18 protein-coding genes are annotated in these 14,071 nt (G+C 70.8%); 15 read left to right on the forward strand and 3 right to left on the reverse strand.

Annotation, left to right across the window (positions count from 1 at the left end; translation table 11 throughout):
• Positions 1-3: 3 nt before the first annotated feature.
• Positions 4-249: a hypothetical protein gene (locus tag IE066_RS08600; RefSeq protein WP_189448965.1), complete on the reverse strand. Its 246-nt coding sequence runs from the start codon at positions 247-249 to the stop codon at positions 4-6.
• 348 nt (positions 250-597) lie between these two features.
• Between IE066_RS08600 and IE066_RS08605 the strand changes: the two genes are divergently transcribed.
• From IE066_RS08605 to IE066_RS08660, 12 genes are all read left to right on the forward strand, one after another.
• Positions 598-1,257: a DsbA family oxidoreductase gene (locus IE066_RS08605; RefSeq protein WP_189448967.1), complete on the forward strand. Its 660-nt coding sequence runs from the start codon at positions 598-600 to the stop codon at positions 1,255-1,257.
• 97 nt (positions 1,258-1,354) lie between these two features.
• Positions 1,355-1,825 carry a restriction endonuclease gene (locus IE066_RS08610; protein ID WP_189448969.1) on the forward strand — a complete coding sequence of 157 codons (471 nt, stop codon included), beginning with the start codon at positions 1,355-1,357 and terminating at the stop codon, positions 1,823-1,825.
• A gap of 71 nt (positions 1,826-1,896) precedes the next feature.
• Positions 1,897-2,433, forward strand: coding sequence for a DUF2058 domain-containing protein (locus tag IE066_RS08615; RefSeq protein WP_189448971.1), 537 nt, complete (start codon positions 1,897-1,899; stop codon positions 2,431-2,433).
• 117 nt (positions 2,434-2,550) lie between these two features.
• Positions 2,551-2,727, forward strand: coding sequence for an oxidoreductase-like domain-containing protein (locus IE066_RS08620; RefSeq protein ID WP_189448973.1), 177 nt, complete (start codon positions 2,551-2,553; stop codon positions 2,725-2,727).
• 88 nt (positions 2,728-2,815) lie between these two features.
• Complete coding sequence (locus tag IE066_RS08625) at positions 2,816-3,340, forward strand: RNA polymerase sigma factor (protein WP_189448975.1); 525 nt, start codon at positions 2,816-2,818, stop codon at positions 3,338-3,340.
• A gap of 1 nt (position 3,341) precedes the next feature.
• Positions 3,342-4,001 (forward strand): hypothetical protein, encoded by a 660-nt coding sequence (locus IE066_RS08630; protein WP_189448977.1) that lies wholly within the window; start codon positions 3,342-3,344, stop codon positions 3,999-4,001.
• 151 nt (positions 4,002-4,152) lie between these two features.
• On the forward strand, positions 4,153-5,247 hold the full coding sequence (locus tag IE066_RS08635) for an alpha/beta fold hydrolase (protein ID WP_189448979.1): 1,095 nt from the start codon (positions 4,153-4,155) through the stop codon (positions 5,245-5,247).
• Positions 5,248-5,357: 110 nt separating this feature from the next.
• The gene (locus tag IE066_RS08640; RefSeq protein ID WP_189448981.1) at positions 5,358-6,353 is read left to right on the forward strand and encodes an LLM class flavin-dependent oxidoreductase; all 996 of its coding nucleotides are present in this window, start codon (positions 5,358-5,360) and stop codon (positions 6,351-6,353) included.
• 180 nt (positions 6,354-6,533) lie between these two features.
• Positions 6,534-6,728, forward strand: coding sequence for a hypothetical protein (locus IE066_RS08645; protein WP_189448983.1), 195 nt, complete (start codon positions 6,534-6,536; stop codon positions 6,726-6,728).
• A 182-nt stretch (positions 6,729-6,910) separates the two neighbouring features.
• On the forward strand, positions 6,911-7,141 hold the full coding sequence (locus IE066_RS08650; RefSeq protein WP_189448985.1) for a hypothetical protein: 231 nt from the start codon (positions 6,911-6,913) through the stop codon (positions 7,139-7,141).
• Positions 7,142-7,204: 63 nt separating this feature from the next.
• Complete coding sequence (locus IE066_RS08655) at positions 7,205-8,350, forward strand: DUF5671 domain-containing protein (RefSeq protein ID WP_189448987.1); 1,146 nt, start codon at positions 7,205-7,207, stop codon at positions 8,348-8,350.
• Between the two features lie 91 nt (positions 8,351-8,441).
• A complete protein-coding gene (locus IE066_RS08660; protein ID WP_189448990.1) occupies positions 8,442-10,109 on the forward strand; it encodes a GGDEF domain-containing protein in 1,668 nt (555 codons plus the stop codon).
• A 6-nt stretch (positions 10,110-10,115) separates the two neighbouring features.
• Here the strand turns inward: IE066_RS08660 and scpC are convergent, their stop codons facing one another.
• Complete coding sequence (scpC, locus tag IE066_RS08665) at positions 10,116-11,627, reverse strand: succinyl-CoA:acetate CoA-transferase ScpC (RefSeq protein WP_189448992.1); 1,512 nt, start codon at positions 11,625-11,627, stop codon at positions 10,116-10,118.
• Between the two features lie 109 nt (positions 11,628-11,736).
• On the opposite strand from scpC, the gene IE066_RS08670 reads away from it, so the two are divergent.
• The 3 genes from IE066_RS08670 (at position 11,737) to IE066_RS08680 (ending at position 13,228) form a co-directional block, all read left to right on the forward strand.
• Positions 11,737-12,492, forward strand: coding sequence for a HipA family kinase (locus IE066_RS08670; protein WP_189448994.1), 756 nt, complete (start codon positions 11,737-11,739; stop codon positions 12,490-12,492).
• Complete coding sequence (locus tag IE066_RS08675; protein WP_189448995.1) at positions 12,479-12,871, forward strand: DUF3037 domain-containing protein; 393 nt, start codon at positions 12,479-12,481, stop codon at positions 12,869-12,871. Before IE066_RS08670 ends, IE066_RS08675 begins: the two co-directional genes overlap by 14 nt.
• Positions 12,872-13,036: 165 nt before the next feature.
• Positions 13,037-13,228, forward strand: coding sequence for a hypothetical protein (locus IE066_RS08680; RefSeq protein ID WP_189448998.1), 192 nt, complete (start codon positions 13,037-13,039; stop codon positions 13,226-13,228).
• 97 nt (positions 13,229-13,325) lie between these two features.
• On the opposite strand, the gene IE066_RS08685 is transcribed toward IE066_RS08680, so the two are convergent.
• Positions 13,326-13,958: an acyl carrier protein phosphodiesterase gene (locus tag IE066_RS08685; RefSeq protein WP_229790751.1), complete on the reverse strand. Its 633-nt coding sequence runs from the start codon at positions 13,956-13,958 to the stop codon at positions 13,326-13,328.
• Positions 13,959-14,071 lie beyond the last annotated feature (113 nt).

Genomic DNA, 14,071 nt, shown 5'->3' on the forward strand with positions numbered 1-14,071 from the left:
GGGTCAGCTATCGCCGTCCTCCATCGCGAAATCCCCGGCGGCCGCCAGGGCCTGCCAGTCGGGACCGCGGATGCAGGCGAAGCCGTCGCGTTCGAGCGCTTCGATGACTTCGGGCGTGAAGGCGTCGAGGTCGATGTCGCAGACGGCAGTGAAGGCCAGGCCATCGCGTCGCGACGCGAGTGGCGGCTCGAATATGGCAGGTGCGACCACCAGCGCACTGTCCGTGCGCCGGAAAACGAGGAATTCCATCGAAGGTTCAACCGAGTGCCGTGAATGGCGCGGAATCCGCTTGCGCGGAGCATCTCGGTCGTAAGCTGGGGCGCTAGGAACAGCCCACGTGACAGAAGTCCCGAGGGAATCGGCCGCTCGGGTCTGCGCCTCCTCCGGAGTTCGTCGCTTCGCTTGGTGTGGCGCGGGAAGCAGTTGGCAGCCTAGCACCGCCGGGGTGACCATGCCGGCACGACCGCAAATGTGGATCCCGCGCCGCGTCGTGCAGCGATTGAATGACGGCCGCGGCAGCCGCACGCTCTTGATTCGCGTCGAGCGAGGCAGCCGCCGGCGTTCGCGCCGCATCCCATGCCAGCCGAGGAGACCGCCATGTCCACGCCCATTCGCATCGATTTCGTGTCCGACGTGGTCTGCCCTTGGTGCGCGATCGGACTTGCGGCGCTGGAGCAGGCGATCGCCCGCGTGGGCGACGACGTCGCCGTCGAGCTGCACGTGCAGCCCTTCGAGCTCAATCCCGACATGGCACCCCGGGGCGAGGGCATCGACGAGCACATCGGGCGCAAGTACGGGCTAACCGCCGCTCGGATGGAGGAGAACCGTGCGCGGTTGCGCGAGCGCGGCGCGGCGGTCGGCGTCGATTTCGCGATGGGCGCGCGCTCGCGCATCTACAACACCTTCGATGCGCACCGCCTGCTGCACTGGGCCGGGCAGGAAGGCCGCCAGCTGCCGCTCAAGCGCGCACTGCTGCACGCCTACTTCACCGACGGCGAGGACGTGAGCGATCGCGACGTGCTGGTGCGCATCGCGAGGGGCGTGGGGCTGTCCGGCGAGCGCGCCGCGGCGATCCTCGCATCGGGCGAATTCGCCGAGGATGTGCGCGCCGACGAGCAGGGCTTCCTGCGTGCTGGCATCAGTTCGGTGCCGGCGATCATCTTCGAGCGGCAGTACCTCGTGTCCGGCGGGCAGCCGGTCGAGGTGTTCGAGAGCGTGCTGCGGCAGGTGGCCTCGCAGAAGCGGGGCGAGGGCTGAGGTCGCGCAAGGCGACGCCGCACGGCGGCTTCACGTACGGCCGGCGTCCATCACGCTACTGAGGCGGGCCGATCCATGAGCGTCGACGATGCACCCGATGTGGATGGTCCGCGCCGAACGCGGGCGCCTGTACGACGAGTTCCTCCGCCACGGCGTGGCGGCGCTGGGCTGGACCGCGCTCGCACGGTTGGTCGCCGCCGCAGGCAGCCGGCAGGCGCTGCTGGACATGTGCGCCGCCGCCGAGCCGGCACGGCGCCGCAGCGCGATCGTGTCGGGCGCCTCGCAGGTGTGGCGCTTCGTCCACGACGTAGACGAGGGCGACCGGGTGGTGACGTACTCGCCGCAGCGTCGCTGCTATCGCGTCGGCCGCATCACCGGGCCGGCGCGTCATCACCCCGAATGGATCGATCTCGGAATGCCGCTGGCGCGCCGCGTCGACTGGCATCCGCGCGAGGTCCCGCGCGATGCATTGCCCCCCGGCACGCGCAACAGCCTCGGGCCGACGCTGACGCTGTTCCGGGTATCGCCGGGCGCGGCGCGGCAGCTGGTCCTGCGCCTGGACGACTGAGGCCCGCATCGCTGAACGGTCGAGCACGTGGCCTGCGATGCCGTGCGCGCGGCGTCGACTAGACTTCGCGCATGAGAAATCCGCTACAGGACCAGCTGCTCAAGGCCGGGCTGGTGAAGAAGTCGCAGGTGGCGCAGGTCGCGCGCGAGCAGGCCAAGCAGCGCCAGGGCAAGGCGCCTGCCGCGCCCAGCGAGCAGCAGCTCGAGGCCGAGCGTGCGCGCGCCGAGCGCGTGGAACGCGACCGCGCGCTCGCGGCCGAGCAGAAGGCGCAGGCGCAACTGCGCGAGCAGCGCGCGCAGGCGCGGCAGATCGTCGACACCCAGCGCGTGCGCGCGTCAGGCGAGATCGAATACCGCTTCGTCGACGGCGATGCGATCCGCACGCTGCTGGTCGACGCCGCCCAGCGCACGCAGCTCGCGAGCGGCGCATTGGTGATCGCGCGCCTCGACGACGGCCACGTGCTGCTGCCGCGCGCGGCGGCGGAGAAGGTGCGTGCGCGCGAGCCGGCCATGATCGTGCTCGACCATGCCGCCACGCCCGCGGGGCCGGCATCGGACGACGATGACTACTACGCGCAGTTCAAGGTGCCGGACGACCTGATCTGGTGACGCGCATCGGCAGGCACGCGTCACGTCGTCGTGCGTCGTGCGGGTCCCGGCGCGGGTGCAACGGTGCATGTCCCGCCGTCCCTTGAAAACCGGCGCGCACGACCGGACCTCGACAACGTGAGCGATCGCCCCGACCCACGTCCCGTGCCGCCCGAGAAGCCGCTGCCGAGCGACTGCTGCGGCGGTGGCTGCGCCGTCTGCGTCAACGACGCCTACGAGGACGAGCGCGAGGACTACGAGGCGCGCCTCGCGGCCTGGCTGCAGCGGCATCCGGAGGCCGATCCAGCGGGCTGAGGCCCGACCGGCACGGCGGTGTGATATCCCGCCTCCACCGGCGAATCATGTCGGTACAGGGCGCCGATGCGCCGCTACCGGAAGGGTCATGGAGATCGCGGCGCAGCTGAAGGACGCCACCACGCAACGGGAGTTCGCCGACTTGCTCGAGCGCAACCGCGGCCTCGTGTTCAAGGTGGCCAATGGCTACGGCCGCGACGCCGAGGACCGCGCCGACCTCGCGCAGGAGATCGCCGCGCAGCTCTGGCGCGCGTGGCCGGCCTACGATCCGTCGCGCCCGCTTGCGACGTGGATGTACCGCATCGCGCTGAACGTCGCGATTTCGCACCTGCGGGGGCGCAGCCGGCACGACGCCCACCACGTTCCGCTGGACGAGTCGCACGAGGCCATCGAAGGCGCGGCGGACGACGCGGAAGCCGATCGCCTGCGAGCCCTGCAGCAGCTGATCGCCCGGCTCGATGCGCTGGACCGCGCGCTTCTGCTGCTCTATCTCGACGAGCGCAGCCACCGCCAGATCGCCGAGATCCTCGGCCTGACCGAAACCAACGTCGCCACCCGCATCGGCCGCCTCAAGCAGCGGCTCCGCGACCGGATGTGCCCGAAGGAGGGCTGAGATGAACGCCGATACCGAATTCGACACGCTGCGCCGCGAGTGGCGCGAGATGCAGGACAGGCTCGCAGCGCAGCAGGCGTTGAACCTGCAGTTGCTCACCGAGAACCGGATCGAACGCGCGCGTTCGCGCCTGCGCCCGCTGCTGGCGGGGCAGGTGCTGCAGGTGATGGTCGGCGGCCTGTGCACGGTGTTCTTCGCGCGCTTCTGGATCGCGCACATGGACGAGTGGCGCGCGCTCGTGTCGGGCCTGCTGATGCACGGCTGGAGCGTCGCGCTGCTGCTGTCGGCGGTGGTCGAGATCCTGCTGGTGCTGCGGATCAACTATGCGCAGCCGGTGTTGACCATCCAGAAATACCTGGGCGTGCTGCAGTTCTGGCGCACGCGTCGCGCACCGCTGCTCGGCCTCGCCTTCTGGGTGCTGTGGCTGCCGCTCATGGAAGTGCTGCTCAAGTACTTCACCGGCGCCGACGTCGCCGCGGGCTTCCTGTGGGCGAACGTGGCCGTGGGCGTCGTCGGCTTCGTCGCCACGCTCTGGATGTTCCGGCGCCTGCAGCGGCGCGGGCACCGCATCGTCGATGCGATCGATGCCGACAACCGCGGTTGCGGCATCGATGGAGCCACGGCGCTGCTGGCGGACATACGGCGGTTCGAGGCGGGTTGATCGGAAGACGATCTATTGCGCGCACGACGTTCGCTGTCCTGCAGGCCTGTTCGCATCAGGGCGGGGCCCGCTGCAGAATCGCGCTATCGGTCCGCGTGCATGCAGGTGAGTCCCGCCGGCGCACGCGATAAACGCTTGCATGAGGCCCACGATGCTCCGATCGCTCTGCCTGTCCCTCGCGCTGATGCTTCCCGTCTCCAGCGCCCTCGCCGCCGAGCCCGCGGCCGATCCCTACGCCCAGGGGCGCGCGCTCGTCGGCGACATCCAGCGCATCGTGACGCCGAACGGCGTGCAGGAGACGTTCGAGGTCACGCTGGGCGGTGCGCGCCAGGTGGTGAACGTGCGCGGCGCCGACCGCGACAACCCGATCCTGCTGTTCGTCCATGGCGGGCCGGGCGCGGTGGAGATGCCGGTGGCCTGGTCGTTCCAGCGCCCGTGGGAGGACTTCTTCACGGTCGTGCAGTGGGACCAGCGCGGCGCGGGGCGCTCGTTCCCGCTCAACGACCCGAAGGCGCTCGCGCCAACGCTGAAGCCCGAGCGCTATCGCGACGATGCGATCGAGCTGATCGAGCAGCTGCGTGCGCGCTACGGCCAGCGCAAGGTGTTCGTGCTGGGGCACAGCTGGGGCTCGATCGTCGGCCTGATGGTGGCGATGAAGCGCCCGGACCTGCTGCATGCCTACATCGGCATGGGGCAGGTGATCGACTTCCGCGAGAACGAGCGACAGGGTTATGCATGGGTGCTCGACCGCGCGCGCGCCGACGGCAATGCCGAAGCGGTGAAGGCGCTCGAGGCACTGGCGCCGTATCCGGGCGAGGGCGCGTTCGCCATCGACAAGATGAGCACGCAGCGCCTGTGGTCGATCCATTACGGCGGGCTCGCCGCCGGCCGCGACAATGCAGACTTCTACTTCCGCGCGCCGCGACTCTCGCCCGAGTACACGCCCGCCGACGTCAAGGCGTGGGGCGATGGCAGCGCGTTCACCATCACCACGATGTTCCCGCAGCTCTCGGACGTGACGTTTGCCGGCGTGACGCGGCTCGACGTTCCGGTGGTGATGCTGCTGGGGCGGCAGGACTACACCACGCCCTCGTCGATTACCGAGGCGTGGATGGCGCGGCTGCAGGCGCCGTCGAAGGCGGTGGTGTTCTTCGAGCATTCGGCGCACCTGCCGATGGTCGAGCAGCCCGGCCTCGTGCTGCAGGCGCTGGTCGACCGCGTGCGGCCGCTCGCGCGGCCGCGTTGACGGGGCCGTCGCGGCACAACCGCGGCAAGCGGTCCGCAGCGATCCACGGCCGTTGATCCCGCGTCCCGGCGCGGCGTGGACACTGTCGGAAGACCGCACCGGGCTTCGTGATGATTCCGCTTTCCGTCCTCGACCTCGCCCCGATCGCCGAAGGCAGCGATGCCGCGCAGGCCTTCGCCAACATGCGCGCGCTCGCGCAGCATGCCGAGAAGCTCGGTTATCGCCGCTACTGGCTGGCCGAGCACCACAACATGCCGGGCATCGCGAGCGCGGCGACGTCGGTGCTGATCGGACATGTCGCCGGTGCGACGTCGACCATCCGCGTGGGCGCGGGCGGCGTGATGCTGCCCAACCACGCGCCGCTGCAGGTGGCCGAGCAGTTCGGCACGCTGGCGACGCTGTATCCGGGCCGCATCGACCTGGGCCTCGGCCGCGCGCCGGGCACCGACGTGGCGGCCACGCGCGCGTTGCGCCGCTACTACGCGGGCGCGGACGAATTCCCGGCCGACGTGGTCGAGCTGCTCGGCTATTTCGAGCCGGCGCGCCCCGGCCAGGCGGTGCAGGCGGTGCCCGGCGCGGGCGTGGAGGTCGAGCCGTGGATCCTCGGCTCCAGCCTGTTCGGCGCGCAGCTCGCGGCGAAGCTGGGCCTGCGCTACGCGTTCGCCTCGCACTTCGCGCCGGCCGCGCTGGAGGAAGCGCTGGCGGTGTATCGCGCGCGCTTCGAGCCGTCGAAATACCTGCAGGCGCCACACGTGATGCTCGCGCTCAACATCGTCTGCGCCGACACCGATGCCGAGGCGCGGCGCCTGTTCACCACGCAGCAGCAGGCCTTCGTCAACCTGCGCCGCGGCCGGCCCGGGCTGGTGCCGCCGCCGCTGGAATCGGGCGACGCCATCGACCGCTTCTGCGATCCGCTGGAGAAGGCGGGCATCGCACAGGCGCTGGCGTGCTCGGCCGTCGGCGCGCCCGATACGGTGGCGGCCTGGGTGCGCGATTTCGTCGCGCGCCACCGGCCCGAGGAGCTCATCGTGACGGCGAACATCCACGACCCCGCCGCGCGCTTGCGTTCCTACGCGTTGGCGGTGCAGTCGATCGCACAGCACTGACACGCCTGCGGTCGGTGTCACGCAGTCGTGCCGCAGCGGCGCAGGTTGGGCCGGCAACCGCTCGCCCGCGACGAGCCGACGGCACCCACCGATCGGCGTCCGAGCCTGCGGGCCCCACGCATTCCCCCGGGAATGCATCGCAAATTCAGCCTGGGCTCCGCCAGGCGCCACGGAATCGCCATGAACCGCTCGAATCGCGTCGATACGTCTTACGGTCCGTCGATGATCAGGGCGGATCCCCGTGGTGGAGACCGCGCGGCCGGGCGGGCATTCGGCACACCCGAGCCGGTCCATTCCTCGACGGACATCGGCGGCATCCGGAGCGAACCCGCCGGATCGGAAAAGAGCCTTCCTGCGCGGCAGCCCAAGCGCTGAGGTCTTCGGTCCGAGCGCAGGAACGAAACGGAGCGCGAGTTCCGTTTTCGCAGGGGCTGCGTGCGACAGCGGATCGAGGTGTGCGCAGGGTGCTTCGGTCGACGGTCGTCCCATCCCCGTAACATCGGGCGGCGCAGCGTGACCTCCATCGGTGGCCGCCCGCCGCCGACAAGGATCGGACCATGGACACCCCGGCGTGCGACATCGGCGATACCGCGACACAGGCGCGGCTGGACGAAGCGCAATGGCACTGCGCCACCAATGAAGGCTGGCGCCATCCGCCCGAGCCCTTGGACAGGGCACCGCCGGCCGCATTGGCGCCTGCCCTGGCGTTGGGGTCCTTCGGCAACGTCGTCGACATGCTGCAGTGGCGCGCCGTGCGCAGGCCCGGCCGGGCGAGCGGCCGGGGCTGAAGCCCGCTGCATCGCAGGCGCCGGTCTGGTTTATGGTCGCTCCAGTCTTCAAGGAGCGACTCCATGGCCTCGCCATCGCAGGATCTCGAACTCTTCGTGCGCGATGCGCTGCTGCGCGGGCAACCGCGCGCGGCCATCGATGCGGCGCTCGTGCAGGCGGGGTGGTCGCCGCAGCAGACGCGCAGCGTGCTCGACGCCTATGCCGACGTCGACTTCCCCGTGCCGGTGCCGCGCCCGCGCGCCTCGCTGTCGGCGCGCGAGGCCTTCGCCTATCTGGTGATGTTCGCGACGCTGTACTTCGGCGCGTGGAACCTGGGCAGCCTGCTGTTCGACCTGATCAACCGTACCTGGCCGGATCCGGCGTTGAACCAGTACGTGTTCCGTTCGACCGACGGCTCGATCCGCTGGGCCATGGCCGCGCTGATCATCGCGTTCCCGGTGTTCGTGTTCGTCGCCAGGCGCGTGGCGCGCGACGTCGCGCTGCATCCGATCAAGCGGCTCTCGGCGATCCGCCGCTGGCTGACCTACGTCACGCTGTTCCTCGCCGCGACGGTGCTGATCGGCGACACCACCACGCTGGTCTACAACGCGCTCGGCGGCGAGCTGACGCTGCGCTTCGTGCTGAAGGTGCTGGTGGTGGCGGCGATCGCGGGGGGCGTGTTCGGCTACTACCTCGCCGACCTGCGCCGCGAGGAAGGCGAGGCTGCACGCGGCCGGCCGGCAGGGCAGTGGTTCCTCGTCGGTGCGGGCATCGCGGTGGCGGCCAGCCTGGCGGCGGCGATCGCGGTGATCGGCTCGCCCGCGCAGCAGCGCGCGCAGCGCTTCGACGAACGCCGGGTGCGGATGCTCGAGCAGGTCGCGTCGGCGGTGGAGCGCCATGCCGCGTCGGAACGCCGGCTGCCGGTAAGCCTCGATGCCCTGCGTGCGTGGTCGCCGGGCGCGCCGCAGTCCTGGAACGATCCGCAGACCGGGCGGCCGATCGAGTACCGCGTCATCGACGCACGCCGCTACGAGTTGTGCGCGGTATTCGCGACGGTGCAGGGCGAGGGCGCCGACGGGCCGATGGCGGAGGAATGGCGGCACCCCGCGGGCCGCCACTGCTTCGTGCGCCCGGTGCCGGCGAACGATGCCGCAGCGGCCGCCGCCGAGGCGGCCGCGATGGCGGCGGACGCCGTCCGCGCCACGGCCGGAGCGGCACCGCCGCGCTGAAGGCGGCGGCCGTCCCGGCTGAAGAAGGCGCATGGATCGCGGATCATAGGCGGTTCCATGCGCCGGTTCCGCGCGCTGCCCGATCCGCACGATGTCCGACCAGCGAGCGAATTCCATTAGGAGCGATCCCGGCCGACGCCCAGGCGCGGCGCTACGCGGTCTCGTGCTGCTGGTGCTGGCGTGGCTGGCGGGCGCCGCGTTCGCTGCACCGGTCGTCGCCGATCCCGACGCGGGCATCGCACTGCGCGGCGAATGGCGGCCAACGCGTGACGCTGCGGCGGTGCAGGGGTTCGATCCCGCGCGCCTCAAGGCCTTCGGCCGCCCGCCGGGCGGGGTGACCGTCCTGCTGTATCCCCGCGACGGTGCCTGGCCCGAGGGCCTGTGGGTCCTGTCGGTCGAATCCGCCGCGTTCCAGCGCATCGCCCTTGACGCGCCCGGCCTGCCGCTGCGGCGCTCCACGATGCTCGATGCAGGCGACGGGCGGCCCGCGTTCGGGCGCATCGCCTTCGATGTGCCGCGCCTGCCCCCCGACGGCGCGCCGCTGCGAGTGCACGTCGACGCGAGCGACACCGTGCCGTCGCCGATGTACTTCGTGCTGCGCGATGCGGCGGCGCAGTCGCGCGTGGAGGCCGGCTGGCTGGCGTTCGCCACCGCCTGCCTGGTCACCATGCTGGCCACCGCCGTGATCGCGCTGTTCTTCGGCCTGCGCCTGCGCGACCCGGCGTTCGGCTGGTACGCGGCGTACGTGACCACGTATGCACTCATCCAGGCGACGCAGAGCGGCTACATCGTTCGCCCGCTCGGCTGGGACGCGATGGCCGCGACGCTGCCCGCGTGGGGCCGTGCGGTCACCACGCTGTCCATCCTCTCGGCCGTGCTGTTCCTCGACCGCTTCGCCGGGCTAGGCCAGCGCCTGCCGCGATTGCGCCGCGTGCTGCACGGCTACTGCGCGCTGATGCTGGTGCTGGTCACGCTGGGCTACGTGCCGGGCCTGCAGGCGGCGATGCGTGCGCTGATCAACCCCGTGCTGATCCTCGGCGCGCCGCTGGTGCTGGGCACCGCGATCGCCGCGGTCCTGCGCGGCTCGCGCTATGCGGCGATCTTCCTGCTCGGCTGGCTGCCGCTGCTGGGCGTGACCGTGCTCGGCAGCCTGCAGCTCTACGGCATCGCGCCGGACTGGACCTGGAGCGACGACGCCGCGCTTGCAGTAGGTGCGTTCGAGGCGATCGTGCTGTCGCTCGGCCTGGCCGAGCGCGCGGCATCGGTGCGTCGCCAGCGCGACCAGGCGCGCGTGCTCGCGGGCGTCGATCCGCTCACCGGCCTGCTCAACCGCCGCGCGTGGCGCGAGGCGCTGGAGGCCTGCCTGCGCGAGCCCGACGCCGCGGGTCTGTCGGTGCTCTATCTCGACCTCGACCACTTCAAGCGCGTCAACGACCGCCTCGGCCATGCCGGCGGCGACCGCGTGCTGCAGTTGTTCGCCGACGTGCTGCGCCATGCGCTGCGCGCCGACGACGTGATCGGCCGCTACGGCGGCGAGGAATTCGTGGTGGGGCTGGTCGGCGGCGACGCGCAGGCGGTGGCCGAGCGCATCCGCAGGGGCCTGCATGCGCGCTCGCGCGAGGCGGACATGCCGCTCACCGTGAGCATCGGCGTCACCGCATGGCGCACCGGCGAGGGCATCGACGAGCTGCTGCGCCGCGCCGATGCGGCGCTGTACGCGGCCAAGCACGGCGGCCGGGACCGCGTGGTCGCCGGCTGAAACCCGTCAGGGCCGCATCGAGCCGGTTTCGACGAAGCGCCGGTGCCAGGACAGGGCCTCGCCCAGCAGGTGCGGTGTGTGAAGGCCGTAGGACTCGCGGCAGGCGCGCTCGAAATAGTCCTCGAGCATCGGCCGGTACGAGGGATGCGCGCAGTTGGCGATGATCGTGCGCGCGCGCTGCTTGGGCGACAGCCCGCGCAGGTCGGCGAGGCCCTGCTCGGTCACGATGATCATCGTGTCGTGCTCGGTGTGGTCGACGTGGCTGGCCATCGGCACGATCGAGGAAATCGCGCCATTTTTCGCAGTACTCGGCGACATGAACACCGAGAGGTAGCCGTTGCGCGCGAAGTCACCGCTGCCGCCGATGCCGTTCATCATCCGGCTGCCAGCGATGTGCGTCGAATTGACGTGGCCGTAGATGTCCGACTCGATCATGCCGTTCATCGCGATGCAGCCCAGCCGGCGGATCAGCTCGGGGTGGTTCGATATCTCCTGCGGCCGCAGCACGATGCGCTCGCGGTAGAAATCGACCTCGCTGTTGAACGCGTCGATGCCCTTCGGGCTCAGCGAGAACGACGTTGCGGACGCCATGCGCAGCACGCCCCCGCGCAGCAGTCCCAGCATGCCGTCCTGGATCACCTCGGTGTAGGCGGTGAGGTCGCGGAAGCCGCCGTCGGCCAGACCCTCGAGCACGGCATTGGCGATATTGCCGACACCGGACTGCAGCGGAAGCAACTGCGGCGTGAGCCGCCCCCGCGCGATCTCGTGGCGCAGGAACTCGATCAGATGGCCGGCGATCGCGCGCGAATCGTCATCCGGCGGGGCGAAAGGCGAGTTGCGGTCGGGCGCATCGGTCTCGACCACCGCCACCACCTTCGCCGGGTCCACGCGCAGCGTCGTCTCGCCGATGCGGTCGTCGGGATGCAGCAGCGGGATCGGTTTGCGGTTCGGCGGGAGCGCGGTGCCGTAGTAGACGTCGTGCATGCCTTCCAGCGCCGCTGGCTGCCAGCGGTTGACCTCGAGGATCACGCGGTCGGCCAGATCCAGCCACGTCTTGTTGTTGCCGACCGACGAGGACGGCACCAGCAGGCCGTCCTCGCGGATCTGCGAGACCTCCACCAGCGCGACGTCGATCGGACCGAAATAGCCGAACCACGCGTGCTGCGCGACGTGGCTGAGATGGATGTCGATGTACTCCAGCCGCCCGGCGTTGATGCGCTCGCGCAGCGTCGGGTCGGACTGGTAGGGCAGGCGCAGCTCCATGCCCTCCACGCGCGCCAGCGCGCCGTCGAGCTCGGGCGCGGTGGACGCGCCGGTGAGCACGCGTACGCGGAAGTCCTCGCCGGCGCCGTGCGCGGCTTCCATGCGTGCCGCGAGTGCGCCGGGCACGGCCTTCGGATATCCCGCGCCGGTGAAGCCGCTCATGGCGACGGTGTCGCCGGGCCGGATGTGTGCGGTGGCCTCGTCGGCGCTGCAGCGCAGCGCGGCGAAACCGGAATGACGGATGCGATCGGGCATTGGCCACCTCCTGCGGCCATTGTCGGCAATCGCGCGTTCGCCGGGTGTGGCGCAGCAGGCAGAAACGGACGCCGGTCATACTGATGGCCCGTCGCTGCCGCTTCCGCCGATGCCGCGCCAGATCGTCACCACTCGTTACGTCACGCCGCTGCGCGAGGGCGGCTCGATGCCGGCCGTCGTCGAAGGCGACGACCTCGGCCTCTACGTGCTCAAGTTCCGCGGCGCGGGGCAGGGCCCGAAGGCGCTGGTGGCCGAGCTGGTGGCCGGGCGTATCGGGCAGGCGCTGGGGCTGCCGGTGCCGGAGCTGGTGTTCGCCGACCTCGACCCCGAGCTCGCGCGCACCGAGCCCGATTCGGAGATCCAGCACCTGATCCGCGAGAGCGCGGGCCTGAACCTGGCGCTGGATTACCTGCCGGGCGCGGCGAACTTCGATCCCGTCGCCGGCCTGCCCGATGCCGCGCTGGCCTCGCGCATCGTGTGGTTCGACAGCTTCGTCAGCAACGTCGACCGCACCACGCGCAATCCGAACCTGATGGTCTGGCACCGCGCGCTGTGGCTGATCGACCATGGCGCCGCGCTGTACTTCCACCACGGCTGGGACACGCAGGCGCCCGACCCGTCCAGCGCCTTCCCGATGGTGCGCGAGCACGTGCTGTTGCCCGCCGCCTCGCAGATCGCGCAGGCCGACGCGGAACTCGCGCCGAAGCTCGACCGCGCACTCTTCGACCGCGTGCTCGCCGAGGTGCCGGACGAATGGCTGGGCGATGCACCGGCCGCGGTGCGCGCGCGTTACGTCGATTACCTGACCGAGCGGCTCGACCGCCGCGCGGCCTTCGTCGAGGAGGCCCGCCGTGCGCACGGGTGATCTCTACGACTACGCACTGCTGCGCGTGGTCCCGCGCGTGGAGCGCGAGGAATTCATCAACGCCGGCGTGCTGCTGTCCTGCCCGATGCGGCGCGTGCTGATCGCGCGCGTCGGCCTCGACGTGCCGCGCCTGCTCGCGCTCGATCCGACCGTCGACGTGGAAACGGTGCAGCGCCAGCTCGACGCCATCGTCGCGATCTGCGAGGGCCGCCCGGGTAGCGGTCCCATCGGCGCGCTGCCGATCCGCGCACGCTTCCACTGGCTCACCGCGAAGCGCAGCGCACTCATCCAGCCCTCGCCCGTTCACACCGGGCGCTGCACGACGCCGGAAGCCGTGGTCGAGCACCTGTTCGACCGCATGGTGCGCGCGCCGCGCTAGCTATGCGCGGACCTCGATAGCAAGGCTTTCATGCCTTGCAGTCGCGCCTTAACCGCGCAGCCGCGTAACGCGAAACTAATGGCGATGTCACCGGCCGGGTGCCTGCCTTTCGATAGGCTGGACGCGTCCTGGAAGGGACCGGAAAGCAGACGATCAGGAGGACACATGAACCGGAATGATCAGAACGCGCAGGGTCGCAACGGCAACGGATCGCACACGCAGTCGATGCAGGGCCGCGAGCGCGATCAGGGAACGCAGGCGATGCAGGGCGCTTCGCGCCATGGCTCGCAGCAGGGCAGCGACAGCCGCCGCGGCGAGGGCTCCAGCAATGCCTCGCGCAGCGGATCCAGCGGCTAGCGCGGCACGGACGGAGTGTCGGGAGGAAGAAGGGGACGGCGCGAGCCGTCCCTTTTCTTGTTGGTAATTGGTAACTCGCGTTGGCATGCATTGACGTTCAGGCCGAACGCGACGCCCCGATGCGTCGCCGCTCGTCACGGGCGAATTCGATGAGCGCCGGGAAGAAAAGCGAGAACGCCCGGTCGGCCTGTGAGTCGAGTGCACGCAGGTCGTCCAGCGCCTCGACCATGCGCTCGCCGTCGCGCGAGAGCCGCCGCGACATCCGCGTCACCGCGCGGTCCACGCTCGCGCGCTCGCGATAGCTGCCGAGCCAGTCGTCGCCCGCCATGCGCGGCGCGATCGCCTGAAGGGGCGGCGGCAGACTGTCGAATCTCGTCTGCAGTACGCGATAGGTGCGGGCGGTGAACGCGTCCAGCGGCATGTCGGCCGCCGCCGGCGCGCCACGCCAACGGTCCCAGTCGCGCGCCAGCAGGTGGTCGAAATGCACGTCGAGCACGATGCCGGCATAACGGCGTCGCCCGGGCGCGAACCCTCCGCGCAGTGCTTGCACCTGCGGATGCGCATCGGTGAAGGCGTCGATGCGGCGGTGCAGGCGGATCTCGGTTTCCGCGATCGCGCCCCAGGCATCCAGCCCCGAGCTGCCGCGCACGAAATCGCCGAGCAGCGCGCCGAGCAGCGCGTCATCGTCGTGGGCGGCGAGGTAGAGGTGCGCGAGCCAGTTCATCGGCATCGAGTCTACGAAGCCGCGCGTGGCGGCGGCGCCGCGGCAACACAGCAGTCCACCTCGACCGGCGGTGCACCGCGCGCATGGCCGGATAATGGCCCGCCCTCACAGGAACGCGT

This window comes from Cognatilysobacter xinjiangensis, assembly GCF_014651995.1.
Taxonomy (GTDB): domain Bacteria; phylum Pseudomonadota; class Gammaproteobacteria; order Xanthomonadales; family Xanthomonadaceae; genus Cognatilysobacter; species Cognatilysobacter xinjiangensis.